The 20,073-nt window shown below is 64.5% G+C and carries 15 protein-coding genes and 2 pseudogenes; 9 read left to right on the top strand and 8 right to left on the bottom strand.

The features are described from left to right. Nucleotides 1-31 precede the first annotated feature (31 nt). Nucleotides 32-2,449, top strand: a complete 2,418-nt coding sequence (locus BMX78_RS11355) for a heavy metal translocating P-type ATPase (RefSeq protein ID WP_091419468.1) — start codon at nt 32-34, stop codon at nt 2,447-2,449. Here BMX78_RS11355 and BMX78_RS11350 read toward each other — a convergent pair. Then, a complete protein-coding gene (locus BMX78_RS11350; RefSeq protein WP_091419467.1) occupies nt 2,434-2,706 on the bottom strand; it encodes a DUF2277 domain-containing protein in 273 nt (90 codons plus the stop codon). The two genes, BMX78_RS11355 and BMX78_RS11350, sit on opposite strands and share 16 nt — an antisense overlap. Nucleotides 2,707-2,918: 212 nt before the next feature. Between BMX78_RS11350 and BMX78_RS11345 the strand changes: the two genes are divergently transcribed. Then, on the top strand, nt 2,919-3,185 hold the full coding sequence (locus BMX78_RS11345) for a WXG100 family type VII secretion target (protein ID WP_091419465.1): 267 nt from the start codon (nt 2,919-2,921) through the stop codon (nt 3,183-3,185). 78 nt (nt 3,186-3,263) lie between these two features. Here BMX78_RS11345 and BMX78_RS11340 read toward each other — a convergent pair whose 3' ends face one another. Next, nucleotides 3,264-4,307, bottom strand: coding sequence for an EamA family transporter (locus BMX78_RS11340; protein ID WP_091419463.1), 1,044 nt, complete (start codon nt 4,305-4,307; stop codon nt 3,264-3,266). A 71-nt stretch (nt 4,308-4,378) separates the two neighbouring features. Here BMX78_RS11340 and BMX78_RS11335 point away from each other — a divergent pair, with 71 nt between their 5' ends. Beyond that, nucleotides 4,379-4,924: a CGNR zinc finger domain-containing protein gene (locus BMX78_RS11335; protein WP_091419462.1), complete on the top strand. Its 546-nt coding sequence runs from the start codon at nt 4,379-4,381 to the stop codon at nt 4,922-4,924. A 72-nt stretch (nt 4,925-4,996) separates the two neighbouring features. Here the strand turns inward: BMX78_RS11335 and BMX78_RS11330 are convergent, their stop codons facing one another. The 3 genes from BMX78_RS11330 to BMX78_RS11320 all read right to left on the bottom strand — a co-directional run bounded on the left by BMX78_RS11330 (nt 4,997) and on the right by BMX78_RS11320 (nt 7,431). Next, entirely contained in the window at nt 4,997-5,356 is a 360-nt protein-coding gene (locus BMX78_RS11330) for a hypothetical protein (protein ID WP_091419460.1), read from the bottom strand. Nucleotides 5,357-5,462: 106 nt separating this feature from the next. Beyond that, nucleotides 5,463-6,053 carry a hypothetical protein gene (locus BMX78_RS11325; protein WP_170850786.1) on the bottom strand — a complete coding sequence of 197 codons (591 nt, stop codon included), beginning with the start codon at nt 6,051-6,053 and terminating at the stop codon, nt 5,463-5,465. Nucleotides 6,054-6,078: 25 nt separating this feature from the next. Further along, nucleotides 6,079-7,431 carry an MATE family efflux transporter gene (locus BMX78_RS11320; RefSeq protein WP_091419458.1) on the bottom strand — a complete coding sequence of 451 codons (1,353 nt, stop codon included), beginning with the start codon at nt 7,429-7,431 and terminating at the stop codon, nt 6,079-6,081. A 108-nt stretch (nt 7,432-7,539) separates the two neighbouring features. Between BMX78_RS11320 and BMX78_RS11315 the strand changes: the two genes are divergently transcribed. The 4 genes and pseudogenes from BMX78_RS11315 (at nt 7,540) to BMX78_RS11305 (ending at nt 13,846) form a co-directional block, all read left to right on the top strand. After that, nucleotides 7,540-7,974, top strand: coding sequence for a DoxX family protein (locus BMX78_RS11315; protein ID WP_091419457.1), 435 nt, complete (start codon nt 7,540-7,542; stop codon nt 7,972-7,974). Between the two features lie 452 nt (nt 7,975-8,426). Beyond that, a pseudogene (locus tag BMX78_RS23865) lies at nt 8,427-10,280 on the top strand (SGNH/GDSL hydrolase family protein); the annotation flags it as partial. A gap of 630 nt (nt 10,281-10,910) precedes the next feature. Then, nucleotides 10,911-12,725 (top strand): annotated as a pseudogene (locus BMX78_RS23860) (rhamnogalacturonan lyase); the annotation flags it as partial. A gap of 149 nt (nt 12,726-12,874) precedes the next feature. Beyond that, nucleotides 12,875-13,846 carry an acyl-CoA thioesterase gene (locus BMX78_RS11305; RefSeq protein ID WP_091419454.1) on the top strand — a complete coding sequence of 324 codons (972 nt, stop codon included), beginning with the start codon at nt 12,875-12,877 and terminating at the stop codon, nt 13,844-13,846. Nucleotides 13,847-13,875: 29 nt separating this feature from the next. On the opposite strand, the gene dnaB is transcribed toward BMX78_RS11305, so the two are convergent. Then, nucleotides 13,876-15,258 (bottom strand): replicative DNA helicase, encoded by a 1,383-nt coding sequence (gene dnaB / locus BMX78_RS11300; protein WP_091419452.1) that lies wholly within the window; start codon nt 15,256-15,258, stop codon nt 13,876-13,878. Between the two features lie 668 nt (nt 15,259-15,926). Between dnaB and BMX78_RS11295 the strand changes: the two genes are divergently transcribed. Both BMX78_RS11295 and BMX78_RS11290 read left to right on the top strand, forming a co-directional pair. Further along, complete coding sequence (locus BMX78_RS11295) at nt 15,927-16,199, top strand: hypothetical protein (RefSeq protein WP_091419450.1); 273 nt, start codon at nt 15,927-15,929, stop codon at nt 16,197-16,199. Nucleotides 16,200-16,201: 2 nt separating this feature from the next. Next, a complete protein-coding gene (locus tag BMX78_RS11290) occupies nt 16,202-16,771 on the top strand; it encodes a hypothetical protein (RefSeq protein ID WP_091419449.1) in 570 nt (189 codons plus the stop codon). Between the two features lie 178 nt (nt 16,772-16,949). Here BMX78_RS11290 and BMX78_RS11285 read toward each other — a convergent pair whose 3' ends face one another. Continuing rightward, complete coding sequence (locus BMX78_RS11285; protein WP_286138916.1) at nt 16,950-19,064, bottom strand: Ig-like domain-containing protein; 2,115 nt, start codon at nt 19,062-19,064, stop codon at nt 16,950-16,952. A gap of 355 nt (nt 19,065-19,419) precedes the next feature. Further along, a complete protein-coding gene (locus tag BMX78_RS11280; protein ID WP_091419445.1) occupies nt 19,420-20,046 on the bottom strand; it encodes an FMN reductase in 627 nt (208 codons plus the stop codon). Between the last annotated feature and the right edge of the window lie 27 nt (nt 20,047-20,073).

Raw genomic sequence — 20,073 nt, 5'->3', positions numbered from 1 at the left:
GGCACTGATACCAGCAAGGAACAGGGAACACATGAGCAACCAGGACCTCCTCCACCAGCCAGGAAACCGGGTGGTGGAGCTCGACATCGAGGGCATGACCTGCGCATCCTGCGTTAACCGCGTGGAAAAAAAGCTCGGCAAACTTGAAGGCGTCCAGGCCCTGGTCAACCTCCCCCTCGAATCCGCTCATGTAACAGTCCCCGAGGGCATCACCGACGAGCAGCTCACAGCCACGGTCGAGGCAGCAGGATATAAGGCCAAAATCCGCGCGGTCCCAGGCACTGTTGCGCCGGTCGCAAATGGCACCTCCGCAGGGCCATCTGGAAACAGTGACACGGGGGGCTTGCGGCAGCATGCGTCTAAGCGAGGCACGAGCGAGCATGCAGAGCAAGCGTCCCGCGGCACCGCGGATAACGTGCACAGCGCTGCAGGCCAATTGCGTCCACGTCTGGTCCTGGCCGCCCTCTTTACGGTGCCGGTCTTCTTGATCTCGATGGTCCCCGCCTTCCAGTTCCCCCAATGGGGCTGGGCGGCCGCCGCGCTGGCCCTGCCCGTGGTCACCTGGGCTGCCTGGCCGTTCCACCGTGCGGCCGCCATCAATGCCCGCCACTTCGCGTCAACCATGGACACGCTGGTGTCGATCGGGGTGGCGGCCGCCTACCTTTTCTCAGCCTGGCAGCTGTTCTCCGATCCCCTGCTGACCCAGCACCCCGGCATGGAGGGAATGGAGCAGGGTGGCCTGTATTTCGAGGTGGCTGCCGTTGTCACCACTTTCCTGCTCCTGGGCCGCTATCTCGAAGCCAACGCCAAGCAAAAGGCGGGCGACGCCCTGCACGCCCTCCTGAGCCTGGGCGCGAAGGACGCCACCATACTCAAGGACGGCCGGGAACGGAGGATCCCGGCCGAACAGCTCCAGGCAGGCGATGTCCTGGTGGTCCGTCCCGGCGAAAAAATTGCCACGGACGGCGTTGTTATCGACGGGTCCTCCGCGGTGGACGCGTCACTGGTGACCGGCGAGTCAGTGCCGGTGGAAGTGGGACCGGACAGCAAGGTCACCGGCGCCACCATCAACACCTCCGGCCGCCTGCTGGTCAGGGCCACCCGCGTGGGTTCGGAAACTACCCTGGCGCAGATGGCGCGCCTGGTGTCCCAGGCCCAGACGGGCAAAGCTCCCATCGCCCGCCTCGCGGACCGCATCAGCGCAGTGTTTGTTCCCGTGGTCCTGGCCATCGCCGCGCTCACCTTTGTCTTCTGGCTCCTCGTTGCTGGTCCGGGAGCCCCGGGCGGGGGGCTGCGTTCGGCCTTTACGGCCGCCGTCGCCGTCCTGGTGATCGCGTGCCCGTGCGCCCTGGGGCTCGCCACTCCCGTTGGCCTCCTCACCGGGACGGGCCGTGGCGCACAGCTGGGCATCCTGATCAAGGGTCCGCAGGTGCTTGAAGACACGCGGACGGTGGACACCATCCTGCTGGACAAGACCGGCACCGTCACCGACGGCGCGCTGGCGGTGGATTCCACCCTCGCCTTCGAGGGGTTTGCGGAGCGTGAAGTCCTGCTGCTGGCGGGCTCCGTCGAGGCGGCCTCGGAGCATCCGGTGGCCCGCGCCATTGCCGCCGCTGCTGCCCAGGAAACGCGCGGAGATCACCCGGAAACGTACGACGGCGGACACCTGCCGGCGGTGCGGGACTTCCGGTCGGCGCCGGGCGGCGGTGTCACGGGAACCGTTGGAGGCAGGCAGGTCACCGCCGGACGCACCGCCTGGCTTGGGCAGAACGGTATCGCCATCACCTCGATCCAGGCACAGGCCCTGGCAGCGGCGGAAGCTACCGGCGCCACGGCCATCTGGGTGGGGGTAGACGGCTCAGTTGCCGGGATCATCAGCCTTCGCGACACCATCAAGCCCGGCTCAGCCTCCGCGGTGGAACGCATGAAGGCCTTGGGCCTGCGGCCCCTCCTGCTGACCGGCGACAACGCCGCCGTCGCCGCGCAGGTGGCAGCCGCCGTCGGCATTGATCCCGCAGACGTCTACGCAGGGGTGCTGCCCGAGGGCAAGGTGGAAGTGGTGAAGACACTTCAGGCGGGCGGCGCCACGGTGGCGATGGCCGGCGATGGCGTCAACGATGCTGCGGCGTTGGCCCAGGCCGATCTCGGGATTGCCATGGGATCAGGCACCGACGTTGCCATCGAGGCGGCGGACCTGACCGTGATGGGCAACGACCTGTCGCAGGTGGTCCAAGCCATCGAACTGTCCCGCAGGACCCTGGCCACCATCAAAACCAACCTGTTTTGGGCCTTTTTCTACAACGCCGTGGGCATCCCGGTGGCCGCGCTGGGCCTGCTTAATCCCATGATCGCCGGCGCCGCGATGGCAGCCAGTTCGGTCCTGGTGGTTGCCAACTCGCTGCGGCTGCGCAATTTTGGCAGGAAACCTAGCGCTCAGGCAGCGCCGTAGCGCACGGCCGCGCGGGCCCTTGCCTTCGCAGCCTCTGCATCCCGGTCCTTGGGCGGCGCCTGGGAGACCAGGGAATCCAGGAGGTGCTGGGTGATGTGGGCGATCTCGTGGACTGCCTCCTCGAAGGCCTCCTGGTTGGCCTTGGACGGCTTGGTGCTGCCGCTGACCTTCCGCACGTACTGAAGCGCAGCGGCATGCACTTCCTCAGACGTTGCATGGGGCTCGAAGTTGTGGAGGGTTCGAATATTCCGGCACATACCGCCATGCTAGGCTCTGGATCGCCAAGGATCGACCCCTCCACAAACATTGGTGAAACTCCCCTCCATGGGGAGTACGGCATGGGCAGGGGTGCCCATCGACACTGTTTTGGGGGCCGGGATAGGTTTGAGGCATTGGATCTTCCGGAGAAGCCGGGGGGCCGCTGGGGACGCCGACCTGGTTCGGATCCACGATTTACAAGGAGAAACTCATGGCTATTTGGGGTGCAGACGTTGAGCAGCTTCGCCAGCTCGGCGGCAAGCTTGAGCACGGTGCTAGCGAAATTGAATCGCAGCGCAATAAGCTCACCAACTTCCTGGACCAGGTCGACTGGCGGGGACCGGACGCGGACAAGTTCAAGGACCAGTGGCGCGGCGAGCACACCTCGAAGCTGAACCAGGTTGCTGAAGCCCTTAGGGAAGCCGGCAACCGGGCAAAGCAGAACGCCGAACAGCAGACGCAGGCTTCGCAGGGCTGACGTCTTCCCTGGGAAGCGTCCGGAAGGTCCGGGCACCGCAAGGTGTCCGGACCTTCCGCCTTTAACGGACAGCCCCCACTAAGGGACGGGCTCGACGTCGTTCGCGTGTTCCAGAGGCGACGCGGCCTTGGGTGCCGCCATGGCCCCAGCAGTTGGCCCGGCAACGGGAGCGCGCAGTTCGTCGAGCCGGACCAGGATGACGCCGCCCACGATCAGCGCGCCGCCCAGTAGCTGGATGGCGGCCGGAAGTTCGCCCAGCAGCAGCCATGCCCAGATCACGGCGAAAAGGACTTCGGTCAGCGACACGAAGGACGCCACTTTGGAGCCCAGCGCCCGCGCGGCCATAATCCCGGAAACGTATGCCAGCACGGTGGCCAGGATGATCAACCCGGTCAGCGATACCCACCAGGGCGTCACCCAAGGACCCAGCGTGGTGTCGGCAGTACTGAAGGCCATGGGCAACAAACCCGTGGCGGCTGCGAGCCACATCACGGCTGCGCCCACCATCAACCCACCGGAGGCCAGGACGATGGGCGGAAGCGAGTCATTCTCCTTGGCGGTGATAAAGAAGTAGATGGCGAGGCAAACCGCGGCGGCAACACCCCAAAGAACACCCACGATGTCGATCTTGACCGCACCGGTGAGATCAAGGACCAGGACCAGGCCGGCGAGCGACAGCAGGGTTCCCCCGAACGTCAGAATCCGGGGGCGCTTCCGGCTGGCCGCCCAGAGCCAGAGCACGATAATGACAGGCGCCAGGTATTCCAGCAGCAAGGCAACCCCCACCGAGAGCCTTGCCACGGCGTTGAAGTAGAACAGTTGGCACGCGGCAACGCCGATCAGCCCGAAGAGCAGGATGGTTATCCAGTTGGTGCGGAGCTGGTGCCAGCGGCCGCGGAGGGCGACAACCGCCGGCACGGCGAGGATCAGGGCCGCGCCAGTGAGCCGCGCGGTGACCGCCGCGCCCGGGGACCAGCCAGTTTCCAGTAATGCCTTGGCAAAAGATCCGGATGTGCCGAAGACGGCGGACGAGAACAGTGCAATGCCCAGGCCGGAGGCGAGGAAGTTGCGCTTGCTGGCCTTCGCCCCAAGCTTCGGGGTGCGGCTGTGTGCGGCAGGCATCGTCGCCTCCTGTCAGGAGTAAAGTAGGGTGATGGTCATGACAGTACGGGACAGCGCTGTAAGGAGTCAAGATGGTTTTTGCCCCTGACACTGAGGTGGCCCTGCGCACGGTGGTTAATCTGATCAATTCGGCGGCCAACGGAACTGAGGGACTGGAGTCCACTGCGGACCTGGACCGGTTCCTGGCAGCTGAGGGGTTCACCGGATCCCGTACCCGGGACCACAACGAGCTGGTTAGCGTGCGCCAGCTTCGCCAACAGCTCGCGGAACTGTGGACGGCGGACGAAGGATCCGCCGTCGAGACAGTCAACCGGCTGCTGCGGGACGCCAACGCACTGCCGCAGCTTGTTAAACACGATGACTGGGACTGGCACCTCCACGCCACCACCCCCGACGCCCCGCTGGTGGACAGGATGAGCACGGAAGCCGCCATGGCGCTGGCGGACGTCATCCGCGGCAAAGAGATGGACCGGATGCGCATCTGCGAGGCCGAGGACTGCGATGCTGCCGTGCTGGACCTCAGCAGGAACAGGTCCAAGCGCTACTGCGATACAGGAAACTGCGCCAACCGGGCGCATGTGGCCGCCTACCGGGCACGTCAGGCGGCGTCTGCTTAAGGGGCGGCTCTATCCAAGGGGCGCTTTGTGTAAGGACGGCGCCCGCCCTGGATGATGCCTGGCCAGGGACGCTCAGCGGTCCCCGGGGTTCTCCAGATCATCCGGAGAGGAGGCAGGGTCCTGCGGGCCCGGACCGCCGAAGCCGTGGGACGGCTTGGGGGCCGAACTGAGGTTTACACCCGAGCCCTTGCCCAGGTGTTCGGCGTTCTCCTTGTGGCTCATCGAAAGCATCGCCGCGATCACCAGAGTGACGATGAAGGCGATACCGGCAGCGGTGAAGGCCAGGTCGAAACGGGGGGCGCGTGCACTGCCGCCGGAAGCGAAGATCACCACAGCCAAAAAGGCCACGACAGCCCAGAATGCGGAGAACATCAGCGGGCCCTTCACCGAGGTCCGCACCTTGCGCGGATGTCCTGGTTGCTGGTCTGCCACGGTGATTCCTCCCTGCAGGCGGCACGCCGGCCGGCCTGGTTTTGCTTAGTGCGGTAGTGCGTCCGGACCAATTTTCTACGAGCAGTAGAACCGGACACTTCCTAGTTTACGGCGTTCCTGCAGTGCTGCGGGCATCGTGCCGGATGCTCAGCCCTGCCAGCGCCCACAGCACGCCGGAGATGATGGCGCCGCCACCGGCCACGCCGAGCAGCGCATGGGCGCCCAGGCTGATGAAGAAGGGCAGGATGGCTGCGGTGCCCAGGCCGATGATGCCCGAGGCAATCCAGTCCCGGGCCAACACGTGCCGGCCCCGGAATTTCAGGCCGCAGAACAGCTCGAGCGCTCCTGCCACAGCCAACCCCAGGGCAGCGATGACACCAAACAGCAGGTCCCCGTGCAGCAGAAGCAGCGCAACGCCTGCGCCGGCAAGCACGGACCCGGCAGCGGAAAGCAGTTTGTCCGGGGCGCTCTCCCGCTGAAACCCCGACGCCCGGATACCCCAGACCAGCAGGACGCCGGTGGCCAGCAGGTAGAGCCCGCCGGACCAGCCCATAACCTCTATGGACGGGGCCGCCCAGAAGATGGTGACAGCGCCGAACACCAGTGCAGCTGCGGAGCGGAGGAGGACCGGCTTCCACAGGTCAGCCCTGGGAGCCGTTCCGGGAGCAGTGTCTGCAGGGGTTTTCGGTTGGGTCACCGGTCCAGTTTAGTGGCGGTCCGCGCTAGGGCGAACCCAGCACCATCCAGCGGTCGGAACGCGCTCGGACGCCAAGAGTGACGGCGCGGGCGGCCATGTAACCCAGTGCGAAGGCGGCCCACAGCCAGCCAAGTCCAGGCGCGCCCGCAGCGTGCGAGAGTGCCACCGCAATCAGCAGCGGCACGTATACGGCCAGGTTCACCACACCGGCCAACGCCAGGTACTTGGCGTCACCGGCGCCGATCAGCACCCCGTCAAGCACAAAGACGTATCCCGCGATCGGCTGGCCGGCAGCGAGGACCCACAAGGCAACGGCCAGGACTGACTGAACCTGCGGGTCGGACGTAAAGAGGGCGCCCGCCCAAGGCGCCGCAACGGCCAGGAGTGCGCCCGTCACCACACCGAAACCAAGCCCCCAACGGGTCATGGTCCCGGTCAACAACCGTGCCCTATGCGGATTGGAGGCGCCCAGCTCCTTGCCGATCAATGCCTGAGCCGCAATCGCGAGCGCGTCCAGGGCGAAGGCCAGGAAAGAGAAGATGGTCATGGCCAGCTGGTGGGCCGCCAGGTTCACGGCTCCCTGCGCCGTGCCCACAAAGACGGTGGCCAGGATGGCAATGCGCAGGCTGAGCGTGCGCAGCATCAGCCACGATCCGACACGCGTCATGCTCCGGATACCGCTCCAGCTGGGCAGCAGGCTCACGCCGTGCGCCCCGGCATTGCGCTTCACCATCACCAGGTAGACCGCGGCCATGGCCCATTGGGCCACGCTGGTGCCCACCGCGGAACCCGCGACGGACCAGCCCAGCCCGTACACCAGCCACAGGTTCAGGACAATGTTCAGCGCAAAACCCGCCGTGGCCACCACCAGGGGAGTCCGGGTGTCCTGGAGGCCACGGAGAAGCCCGGTGCCCGCGAAGATGAGCAACATTGCCACCAGGCCCGGCATCGACCAACGGAGGTAGTCAACGGCAAAGGAGCGCACCTCGCCTTCCGCGCCCAGCAGGCCGATCAGCGGATCGGCTGCCACGAACCCGGCCACGGCCAGGACAACACCCAGCAGCAGTGCCAGCCAGACGCCGTCGCGCCCGGCCGCCAGGGCCTTACCGGGCTGCCCGTCCCCCATGGCCCGGGCCACCGCAGGGGTGGTGGAGTAGGCCAAAAAGACCATCAGGCCGACGGCGGTGTGCAGCGCTGCCGTTGCCAATCCGACGCCGGCCAGCTGGGCTACGCCGAGGTGGCCAACGATCGCCGAATCCGCGAGCAGGAAGAGTGGTTCAGCGACGAGAGCGCCAAAGGCGGGTACCGCCAGCCGAAGGATCTCGCGGGTATGTCCTTTCGGTGGGGCGGCCGGCGCCGGCGCAGGTAAGTGGGGCACCTTGCCAGCCTAATCGGGGGTCTGGTTGTATCCACGCCGGCATGACAAAGCCCACATTATGACGCTAATAGTTGACTCTTCAACTATTAGCAGCGAGAGTTAATACCCATGAACCAGTCACGACTTACCACAACCGCAATCACTGCCCTTCGGATCATCCTGGGCTTCCTCTTCGCAGCGCACGGTTGGCAGAAGTTCAACGAGTGGACCATCGCCGGCACGCAGGCCTCCTTCGCCAAGATGGGTGTTCCCGCAGCAGAAGCAGTAGCGCCCGCCATTGCCGTGCTCGAACTCGCCGGCGGCATCGCCCTGATCCTCGGCATCCTCACCCGCGTGGTGGCAGCACTCCTGGTCCTGGACATGCTGGGAGCCCTGTTTATGGTGCACGCTGCTGCCGGCGTTTTCGCCGCCAACGGCGGCTACGAACTGGTCCTTCTCCTGGCGGCGGCCGCGTTCGCCTTGGCTCTGACCGGCGCTGGCCGCCTGTCCGTGGACCGCGCGCTCTTTGGCCGCAGCAACTCGAAGCTGGCCGTCCTGGCCTAACCTTTCCCGGCTCCGGGGCCACGCGCCCGGAAACCTCACGACGGCGGATGGGCACTTGGGTGCGCATCCGCCGTCGGCATTTAACACGAACTCTGGCGGAGGCGCGAACAGTTCCAAACAAGTAGTCCCAGAAAAACTCACGGAAAGTTGGGAAAACGCTTGCCAGAGTCCTTTGCCGGCTGATAGACCAATAACTGCTGCAGCGAGAGTTGCATCACTATCCCAGGTCTCAGCTAGTTCGAATCATCACTCGAAACCCTCAAACCCGTAAGGCGCCATCGTCGGCGCGTTACTGTTTTGAATCGTTCCAACCTTCCTGGGTACCGCTTGCCACCGCTCATCGAAGGAGATGTCCGTTGAACAAATCCCCGCAAGAAGCCCCACAATCCCAGCAACCACCTCCCTCCCGGGACCGCCGGATCCCAACCGCCGCAAAAGCCGTGACAGCCGCCATGGCCTCAGCTGCCATCGCCTTCACCGGCCTCCCCGCAGTCCAGGCGGATACCGCGCTGCCGCCGGTGGGAAGCGGATTCAAGTTCGATTTCGGTCCCGGTGCCACAGCGGATGGCTACACCGCTGTTGCCGCCGGCACCCAGTACTCGGCGGCCACAAAGTTCGGCTTTACTGACACCGCGGTCACCTCCGGCGCAGACCGGGGCACGGGGGATGCGCTGCGCTCCGACTTCGTGCAGGCACAGGGCAGCACTTTCCTGGTGGACCTGCCCAATGGCGACTACACGGTCAAACTCATTGCCGGCGACGCCACGGAGGCCACGAACATCGCCATCACCGCCGAAGCCATGGCGAAGGTGCAGGCAACGGACAAGCCTGCCGGCCAGTATCTGGAAATGGAATTCCCCATTTCGCTGGTTGACGGCCAGCTCAACCTCGATTTCAGCGGCACCGCGGCCAAGATCAATTCGCTGGTCATCGCCGCCCGCGCTCCCCGCACCGCCACCACGGATCCCGGCGTCTACCTCGCCGGCGACTCAACGGTGCAGACCTATGATCCCGGTTTCGCTCCCCAGGCCGGATGGGGCCAGATGATCGAGCGCTACTTCGATGAAAAGGTCTCCTTTAAGAACCACGCCATCGGCGGCCGCAGCTCCAAAAACTTCATCAGCCAGGGCCGGCTGGACGAGATCCTGCGGGTCATCAACCCCGGCGACTACCTGATGGTCCAGTTCGGCCACAATGATGCCACTATCGGCGTGGATGACCGTTATGCCTCCCCCGCCGACTACAAGGAATACCTCCGCACGTACGTGAACGGCGCGCGGCAGCGCGGCGCAACACCCGTCCTGGTCACGCCCGTGGGCCGCCGGGACTATGACGAAGCCACCGGCAAGTTCAACGTCAGCTTCCCCGAGTACGTCGCCAAGATGCAGGAACTCGCCGCCGAGGAAAACGTGGCCCTGGTGGACCTGTCCGCCTCGAGCCGGGCCTATTACGACGCCATCGGCCCGGAGGACACCAAATCGGTCTTCCTCCACGTCGATGCGGGCATCTACCCGAACCGGCCCACCGGCACGGTGGACAACACCCACTTCCAGGAGTACGGCGCCATCCAGATCGCCCGGCTGGTGGCAGGCGGAGTGAAGCAGCTCAGCGTTCCGCTGGCCGCGCGCGTCAAGGAAATCGCACCGCCGTCGTCCGTTCCGGCCAAGCCGCAGGGCGTGGTAGCCGGCAGCGTCTCGAACGCCGGGGCATTGTTGAAATGGCAGCCGGTTGACGGTGCGGACATCTACAAGGTGTACCGGAAGCTGGCCTCCGAGCCGGACAGCGCCTACAAGCTCACCACCACCTCCACCGTACCCACGGTCAACCTTTCCGGACTGAACGAAGGGACTGCCTACAACGTCCGCGTGGCCGCGATGAACGGCAAAGGCCTCTCCGAGCCCAGCGACCCGCACATGGTGACCACCAAACAAGCCAAGTACAAGTTCGACTTCGGGCCTGTGGGAGCGCCGGTCGAAACCGGCTACACCGAGGTCAACCGGACCATGGGCTACACGGCCCAGCGCGGCTTCGGCTTCAAGGACATCTCGGTGCTCAGCGACCGGGACCGCGGCGCCGTGACCAGCAACCTGCTGCGCGACTTCGTCCTCAGCGGTTCCAGCTTCGAATTCCAGCTCGACGTCCCCAACGGCACCTACGCCTTGAAGACGTACCACAGCGACTGGATCGGCTCCACCCGCACCGACGTCGCTGCAGAAGGAACCTCCTTCGGCCAGGTGTCCTCGAGCAGGGCGTCATCAGCAACAAAAATCATCAACCAGGTCCTGGTCTCGGACGGACAGCTGAACCTCACTATCAGCGGCTCCGGGCAGCGGCTTAACGGCCTGGAGGTCACCCCACTGCTGGTGGGCCCCACCAACCTGCACACGGTTGCCGTCAATGCCGCGGCAGAACCACCCACCGTTGACCTTGCCTGGGACGCTGTGGCGGATGCCGCCAGCTACAAGGTGTTCCGCCAGGCCTCGTTCGAAGCCGAACCCCGGCTGATTGCGGAGAACGTGACCAGCGCGGCCCTCCAGGACACCACGGCGTTCGCCGGACTGAAGTACAAGTACTTCGTCACCGCGCTGGACAACACCGGGCTGGAATCGGTGCCCTCCAATACGGTGGAAACCGCCTTGGTGGACCCCGGCACTCGCGTCCCGGCAGCCACTGCCAAGGTGGACGTCAAAGCAGTGGAGAAGACCAGTGTCACGCTCAAATGGCAGAAGGTTTCCGGCGCTGCGGCCTACCAGGTCTACCGCTCCACCTCCCCCGACGGTCCTTTTGAGTACGTGGGCCGTGCCAGCGAGGTCAACTACACGGACTACACCGTGCTGACCACCATCAAGTACTACTACCGCGTCACCACCGTGAATAAGGGCGGCGAATCAGCGCCGTCCCCGGTGGTGGGGACTGAAAAGGTCACTGTGGTGAACCGCCAGATGGAGAAGCTGGACCGCGCCCCCGTTGCGTTGCTGACCGGCGAAGGGGTCCGGGTGGGCTGGCGCATGCTCGGACTCGACCCTGAGCAGATCGGCTTCCATGTGATCCGCGACGGCGTCCAGCTCACTGATGAGCCGATCCGCAACAGCACCACCTTCCTCGATCCGGCAGGAACGGCGTCCTCCAGGTACGTCATCAAATCCGTGGGCAACGGCGGGGACCAGCTCACCGTGGAGTTCACGCCGCTGGCCCGGGACTACCTTGCCATCAAGCTGGACAAGCCTGCCGACGACTACACCAAGGACGGCCAGCCGTACAGCTACTCCGCCGGGGATTCGAGCGTGGCAGACCTGGACGGTGACGGCACGTACGAGGTCCTCCAGATGTGGTCCCCGTCCAACTCCAAGGACAACTCGCAGGCAGGCTACACCGGTACTGTCTACGTGGATGCCTACAGGATGGACGGCACTAAGCTCTGGCGCATCAACATGGGCCCGAACATTCGTGCCGGCGCCCACTACACCCAGTTGCTCGCCTACGACTTCGACGGCGACGGCAAGGCTGAAGTTGCGATGAAGACGGCGGACGGCACGCGTGACGCCGCGGGCACCGTGATCGGCAACCCCGGCGCCGATTACCGCAACAGCAGCGGGTACGTGCTCACGGGGCCGGAGTACCTGACCGTGTTCCACGGGGCCAGCGGCACTGTGATGGACACCGTTGCCTACGATCCGCCGCGCGGCGACGTGGGGGCCTGGGGCGACACGTACGGAAACCGCGTGGACCGCTTCCTCGGCGCTGTGGCCTACCTGGATGGTGAACACCCGTCCATGATGTTCAGCCGCGGCTACTATACCCGCGCCGTGCTGGCCACCTACGACCTGGTGGGCGGCAAGATCACCAGGCGCTGGGTCTTCGATTCGGATATCAGCGGCGCCCAGTACCGGAGCCAGGGCAACCACAACCTGTCCGTGGTGGATGTGGACGCTGATGGCAAGGACGAGTTTGTCTTCGGTTCCATGACCATCGATGACAACGGCAAGCCCCTGTACACCACCGGTCTGGGCCATGGCGACGCCATCCACACCAGCGACCTCGACCCGTCCCGGCCGGGACTGGAGACGTTTGCCGCCCACGAGGATATGGGCTCGAGCGGCAACAGGGGCGCCACGTTCCGGGATTCACGGACCGGCGAGGTGCTCTGGAGCATCCCCGCCACCAAGGACACCGGCCGCGCGGCCGCCGGAGACATCGATCCGCGCTACGCGGGTGCCGAAGGCTGGGCCATTGGTGGCGACGCGGCCTGGAACTCGCCCGTTGGTGAACTGCGGTCCTCCAAGGGGGAGCTGATAGCCAACAAGATCCCGGCAGCCAACTTCATGGCCTGGTGGGACGGCGACCTGCTCCGCGAGATCGTGGATCATGACTGGAACGCTGCCACCAGCACGGGGACGCCCAGCATCGCCAAGTGGAACTGGGAGACCGAATCCAGTGACAGGCTGCTGACGGCCGCCGGTGCCAAGTCCAACAACAGCACCAAGGGCAATCCCGCCATCCAGGCCGATCTCCTGGGTGACTGGCGTGAGGAACTCGCCTGGCCATCGGCTGACAGCACAGAGTTGCGGATCTACACCACCACCGCGTCCACTGACGTCCGGCTCCGGACCCTGATGCACGATCCGGCGTACCGGCTTTCGGTTGCACGCGAGAACATCGCCTACAACCAGCCGCCGCACCCCGGCTTCTTCATCGGTAAGGACATGGAGCTTCCCGCGCAGCCGGATATCGTCTACACCCGCGCCGGTTAGCCTTACCCGCCACCAGCTGGCCCGCCCGCCTTCCAGCGGACGGGCCAGCTGTGCTTAAACGCTGTTGCGGCTGCCGCTCTGGCGCCGTGCCAGCACCTGGCGACAGGCCCCAACCGGCAGGTAACCAGGAGCGTCAGTATGATCGCACCATGACTGACGCCGGCACTGCCAACTCCGTGACCCTCCGCTTCCTGGCCGCCCCCATGGACGTGGGCCACAGTGGCTCGGTGGATGCGGGAACAGTCCTGGAGTGGGTGGACAAGGCTGCCTACGCGGCGGCTGTGGGCTGGGCCAAGTCCTACTGCGTCACGGCCTATGTGGGAAATATCCACTTCGCGGATCCGGTGAACAGCGGGGACATGGTGGAGGTCGAAGCCACCATTGTTTACACCGGGCGCTCCTCCATGCATATCCGCACCGTGGTGTCCTCCGGGGATCCGAAGGGCGGCCCGGCCACGATGCGCAGCCAGTGCATGGTGATCTTTGTTGCTGTGGGCGAGGATGGAAAACCCATCCCGGTCAAGCAGTTCGAGCCCGTCACTGCGCAAGAGATCGAGCAGCGGGACCATGCGCTGGCCCGGATCAACATCCGCGAGCAGATCGTGGAAGCCATGAACCGGCAGGAATATACGGATGCAGGAACGGCAGAGCGGGTCACCCTGCGTTTTATGGCCGCTCCCACGGACGTGAACTGGGGCGGCAAGGTCCACGGCGGCATCGTGATGAAGTGGATCGATGAGGCGGCATACGTCTGCGCCTCCCGCTACTGCGGAATGGATACCGTGGCGGTGTTCTCCGGCGGCGTCCGGTTCTACCGTCCGCTCCTGATCGGCCACGTGGTGGAGGTTGAGGCCCGCCTGGTGTACACCGGAACCAAGGGCATGCACATCGCAGTCCACGTCCGCTCCGGAGACCCGAAGAGCGGTGAGATGGACCTCACCACCTACTGCCTCACCGTGATGGTGGCGCGCGACGCCGACGGCAACTCGGTGCCTGTACCGGCTTGGGTGCCCGTCAGCGACGAGGACAGGAGGCTCCACGCGCACGCACGGGAGCTGCTGGAAATCCGGGGCCAGGCGCCGGGGAACCGGCTGCCCAACCATCTGCTGGCCCAGGGCTGAGGCGACAAGGAGCCAACCCGGGCTGACGCTTAGAAGCCGCCGCCGCCGGCGTCGGCCGCCATGTTGGCAAAGCGGGAGTAGTGGCCCTGGAACGCGACCACGATGTCCTTGGTGGGGCCGTTACGGTGCTTGGCCACCAGGATGTCCGCTTCACCGGCGCGCGGTGATTCTTTGTCGTAGACGTCTTCGCGGTGGAGCAGGATCACCATGTCGGCATCCTGCTCGATGGAGCCCGATTCACGAAGGTCCGACACCATGGGCCGCTTGTCCGAGCGCTGCTCGGACCCACGGTTCAGCTGGGACAGCGCGATGACGGGGACCTGGAGCTCTTTGGCGAGCAGCTTCAGCGCACGGGAGAACTCGGAGACTTCCTGCTGGCGCGACTCCACTTTCTTGCCGGAGCTCATCAACTGCAGGTAGTCGAGGATCACCAGCTTGAGATCGTGCTGCTGCTTGAGTCGGCGGCACTTGGCCCGGATTTCCATCAGTGACATGTTGGGGCTGTCGTCGATGAACAGCGGCGCATCGTTCATCCGGCCCATGGTGGTGGCGATCTTGGACCACTGCTCGTCCTTGATAGTTCCCTTGCGGAGGTCCTGCAGGCCGATGGTTGCCTCGGCGGAGAGCAGGCGCATGGCAATCTCGTTTCGGCCCATTTCGAGCGAGAACATCACGGTGGACAGGTTGTTCTTGATAGCCGCGGACCGGGCGAAGTCCAGGGCGAAGGTTGACTTACCGACCGCAGGGCGGGCGGCGATAACGATCATCTGTCCGGGGTGCAGCCCGTGGGTGAGCTCATCCAGTTCAAAAAAGCCGGTGGGCACGCCTGTCATGCCTTCACCGCGGTGGCCGGACGCCTCGATCTCGTCCACGGTGGACTCCATCACGTCCTTGAGCACCACGTAGTCTTCGGCGGTGCGGCGCTCGGCCACGGCGTAGACCTCGGCCTGGGCCTGGTTGACCAGGTCCTCCACCTCGCCGTCGGAGCCGTAGCCCAGCTGGACGATCTTGGTACCGGCATTGACGAGCCGGCGCAGGACGGCGCGCTCGGCCACAATCTCGGCGTAGTAGCCGGCGTTGGCTGCGGTGGGAACAGTCTGGATCAGCTCATGGAGGTAGGCGGGCCCGCCGATCCGGTTGATCTCGGCACGCTTGGTGAGCTCATCGGAGACGGTGACAGCGTCCGCCGGTTCACCGCGGCCGTAGAGGTCGATGATGGCCTCGTAGATGGTTTCGTGTGCCGGGCGGTAGAAGTCTTGGCCGCGGAGGATCTCCACGACGTCCGCGATGGCGTCCTTGGACAGCATCATGCCGCCGAGGACAGACTGCTCCGCGGGAATATCCTGTGGAGGTTTCCGGCTCGCGTCCGATCCTCGGGTGGCCTCGACCGGGTCCAGATGCGCTATAGACAAAGCTGCCGTCCTCCATTGTGTACACCGCCGAACATGAGTGCCCGGTGACGATCCATCCTGCTAAGGCGATGCGGGGAAAAGCCCCGCTCCGCCACCTGTCCAGGTCTACCCGTTGGCTCTGACAATTCTGCCCGGCCAGCCTTCGCGTGACTGTCAGCAGGAGTTATCCCCACTATCCACAGGTTTTCCACAACAAACTGTTCCTGGCGGATCAGCGATTCTGTCCAGCAGCACCAGATGGCCCTCCCATAAGCCGCCTGGGGGCCGAAGAACAGGTACCCCGCTACGCTAGCCGCCAGGAGTCCAGCCTCAAAGCCAGCATGCGCCAAGGGGTGTGGATAACCTGTGCAGTACCGGGCATAGCTTGTGCACAGCCTGTGGGGAAACCTGTGGAAACAAAAAAAGTTTTGGCAGGCGGACGGCTCTGACCTGCGGAAACGTCCATAGCTGCGTGTGGAGTAAATATTTCTTCTGTGGAATTTAATCCACAGCGCGTGTCGTCCGGCGGTCCCCTGTGAGAGAGGTGCACCGAGTCCTGAAGGTCCAGCAGATGCTGTGTGGCAGCCCTCATATTCCATTCGGGACGCCGGCTTCGGGCTCCCGCCCGCCCTTCATGCGCAGAGGTGAATATTGCTGTGGATAACCCGGATCTGGCATAAGCTCTATGCATGGGCGAACTACTGCTGGTCCTGTTGCCTGCGATCGTACTGGTGGCGCTCATCTGGGGCCTTATTACGGCCCTGAGGCCGCGCGACTCGGGAATATCGGACGCCGAAAAATACCAGCGTGACCTGGCAGAACGCTCCGCTCAGCACTACGCTGCCCAAGTCCAGGCTGCTACTGCTGCCCGGGCCCAACTCGAGCGGATCACCAGGCCCAGCCAGAACACCCAGGCATCATCGGACCTGGCTGCTGCCAGGAAGCACATAGAACGGCGTTAGACATGGAATCGCTTGTGGCCCCGGTCCTTATTCTCCTGGCAGTGGTTGCCGGCGGAACACTGGCCGTCCGCGCCCTCGGCCGGCGGAAGGCTGCCCGCAGTGCTGTGCCGTCCGGGCCTGCCCCCACTCCCGCCGAACTGGCGCGCACCGCCGCCGCCAAGCTTTCGGAAGAGGAACACCGCAGGCTTTATGCCCTGATTGCCCAGGGGCAGGCGATGGCTGCGATCAAGCTGTACTACGAGGCCACGGGAGAGGGCCTGCGGGCGTCCCGCGACGCGGTGGGTGCGCTGGCAGCCCACCCGCAGCCCTACCGGAGTCCTGAGGCAGCCCCGGCCACTACGGAAGATGACGACGACGAGCCCGAGCGCTTCCCCTACCGCTACCGGGCCATCGCCAGTAAAGGCGACGTGACCCGGGAAGTCAGCAGCAACATGCTCAACGACGAAATCTACGGCCGGATCCGCACGCTGGCCCGCAGCGGGGACACCGAAGCCGCCGCCACGGCCCTCACCCGGCATTCAGACATTTCCATGAAGCAGGCCCGGGAGTTCATCGAGCTGCTGGAAGACTGAGCGAGGCAGGCTTCGCATTGCCTGTGGCGCATAGCGGCGGGGCCTCTGTCTTGCGGGCCGGGCCCTTGGCTTAGTGAGCCTGTCGCCCGCTGGCCTGGGGCGGTAAACATGGAAGTGGCCGGGACTCCATCCTTGCGGATGCCAGTCCCGGCCACTTTAGTTTCGCGTCCCGCCTGATCTACTGGAAGGTGAGCACCAGCTGCGGAGGACTAGCGGTCTCGCTGGAGTTGAGGTCCAGGCCGTCGCTGCTGGTGGAATCCAGACCAAGCGATAGCGGTTGGCCGAGCTCCCCGCGGACGGCGGCGGGGTCCAGCGTCACCTCGTAGGGGGTGTTGACAGCGGTCGGGCCGAGCGTGCCAATGCTGGTAGCGCCCAACGGATAAGCGCTTTTCGTTTCGGACGTGATAGCGGTCTCGGACCATCCATCATTGGCGACCAGTTTGACCTTCTGGATTCCCGTCGACCCGCTCCCGGCGCTCTTGAGCTTCAACGTCGCACTCTGCAACGTCCTGCCCCCATAGGGCGACAGGTCGAACTTCAAGTACGCGACCTCCACCGGGCTGTTGTCCACACCTAGGATGGCACTCGTGCCAAAGTTCGTCGTCGTCAAACCCGTACCGTTGGACACATAAGTGTCCTCGGACGCCGTTACAGTGACGGTCTGCGGTGTGCCGGTTGGCGGCGGAGTCGTCGCAGGAGCCGTGGTGAAGGTCCACGTCTTGTCCGCCATCGCGTTACCGGCAACGTCCTTCACCCCACCGATCTTCGCCGTATACGTCGTATTGGCAGCCAGGTCTGAAGCGGGATCCAAGGTAGCAATCCTGCTCGTACTGTTGTACGTCACACCGGCCGGCACCGCCGCCGTTGGCCCGGTCAACGTGAAGCTTGCCGGCCAGTTTGTGGACGGGTCCACCGCTTCTGACAACGTCGCCGTCACATTCGTGCCCACCGCTACGTTAGTCGCACCAGAAGTCGGAGTCGTAGCAGTCACCGTCGGAGGCGTGGTGTCAGGTGTGCCAACAGGGCCGCCACCGCCCGTGCCGTCGTAGTAGTGCCAGTACCTGCTGGTGGCGTTCGCATCGGCGAGCACCAGCAGGCCGCTGTTGGCTGTGCTCGTCGCATTGTTCAGGTTCTGCTTCGTTGATGTCACGTTGTGTACGTACTGATCGGCATCCATGATACGAGGTATCTTCGTAGCGGTGGTTATGGAGCTGATGTTATTCAGCGGGGCGGATTTTTCGTAGATCGCGCCTCCCGAACTAGTGCAGACTCCGGCATTCGTGGTGCCGCTCGGCTTGGGATAGGTAGCAAAGGTACGCACTCTTTGGGCGAACTCGTCGATCAAGACGATCACGCGGTTCGGGCATTCAGACACGGTCGCGATTGTGCTCACCGTCCACTTCGCGGTCGTGGTATCCGCCGTGGTATCCAGCGACAACAGCTGGATCAGCGGCAGGTTTGCGGATGTGTTCGACGTCTTGATGGCCGCGAAAACCCGGCCACTCGAAGAGTCCAGCCACTTCAGGTTCATATGATCATCACTGCTGCGCGTGCCGGACACGGCGGGCAGAGGAGTGCTCCAGTTAGTGTTGGATAGTGCCGTGTCGTCGTGGACGCTCCAATACATGGCGTCGGTGGCATCTCCCATCTGCCGGCTCCACATCACACCGATCTTCCCGCCGAAGGCGATCACGGCTGACGTGTCGTCCATAGAGACGGTACTCAACTTCGCATCAGGATGCGGGAATGGCGTCCCCCAAGTCTTGCCATCCGTCGCAGTTGCGTTTAGCCAAATGCGATTGTTCTCCTGCCACGAGGCCCACACCCGGCCGGTCGAATCCTTGTCGATGGTGAGAACTTCAACTTTGGAGTTGTTGATATTGGTAGTGCTCTGCGTCAGCAGCGTGTACTTCTGATTAGCTTTGTCATAGCTGTACCGCCGCATCTTGGTCGGGAAGCCAGCCTGGGCCGCCACGCCGTCGTTGACGAACTTGTAGCTCGCCACGTACAGCGTGTTCCCGTCCCACAGCACATCATGGTGGGTGTCATTGCGCGTTTCCGTCGCCACACCCGTATTGACCCAGGAGCCGGCGTTGAACTTGAAGATATGGAAATCCTGGCTGGCGGTATCCCACAGATTCCCCCACCAGAACCCGTCGTTGAACCACAGCGCACTGGTGGCCCGCTTGGTACCCGTCGGCGTCCCCGTCCCCGTGTGCGAGGGACCCTCGCTTCCGACATCGCCAGCAGCCGCTGAAGCCACCCCCGGCACCACTAGGGCGGCAAGCGCCACAAGCAGTGCAGTCAGGATCGCATGGAGGCGTAGATTCCGCGACCTACGCGGACGGTGATCAGCAGAGCGATAAACTCCCCGCCTTAGAAAAGGCCAGGAACTCCTGGGACCACGCTCGCCGGATTGAAAAAAAGGATAGTCCATTAACTTTGCTCCCCGGAGTTGAATCCAACAGTCAATCCCCAGTTCGTTCAGTCTCAGTTGCGGGGGGCATCAAAAACAACCCCCGGGCTCCCCCCAATGTGAGGCATGTGGAATCCCCTATTGCACTGCCGTTGACCGCACGCCTGCGGCCTGCCCCGCCCTCCTATGTGGGCCGTCGTGCCCCGATGGGGCCCCTACCGGGCTGCGGAGCTCAGTTGTTTCCGGAGATTCCGGCCAGGAGTTGCTCGAAAGGAAGGGACTCCATCGGTGCGGGCTTCCGGCCGGGCTGAGGTCCTTCCAGCAGTCGAATGAACTCCCCGGCGGCGCGGTCGATCCGATCGGCAAGGCTGGAACCGCCGTCGTCGGACGTACCCCAGTCCTGTGGGCCGGCGAAGACACCGGTAGCGGCGATCCTGGTGCGGAGGTAGCTGAACAGGGGCCGCAGGGCATAGTCGAGCACCATCTGGTGGCGGTCCGTGCCGCCGGTGGCGCCCAGCAGGACTGCCTTGCCGTCCAGCGATTTCGGGTCGAGGACATCGATGAAGGACTTGAACAGGCCGCTGTAGGAAGCACTGAAGACCGGCGTCACGGCGATGATGCCGTCCGAGGCCTCGACTCCCGCAATGACCTCTGCCAGGCGGGGTGCCGCGTAGCCGGTCACAAAGTTGTTGGCGATGTCCACTGCGAGGTCGCGGAGTTCGACGATGTCCACGGCCACGTTGTAGCCGGCCGCGCGGAGTTGCCCCTCCACGGAGGCTGCCAGCTGGTCAGCGAGCAGGCGGCTCGACGACGGTACGCCAAGCCCGGCGGATAGGACTGTGATGCGGCGGGATTCCATGGCATTTTCTCCTGTTGCTCGTTCGTT

It is taken from the genome of Arthrobacter sp. OV608, assembly GCA_900110595.1.
In the GTDB taxonomy this organism is placed as follows: Bacteria; Actinomycetota; Actinomycetes; order Actinomycetales; family Micrococcaceae; genus Arthrobacter.
The sequence above is the reverse complement of the archived record's forward strand: the minus strand, read 5'-3'. Positions and strand labels throughout refer to the sequence as shown.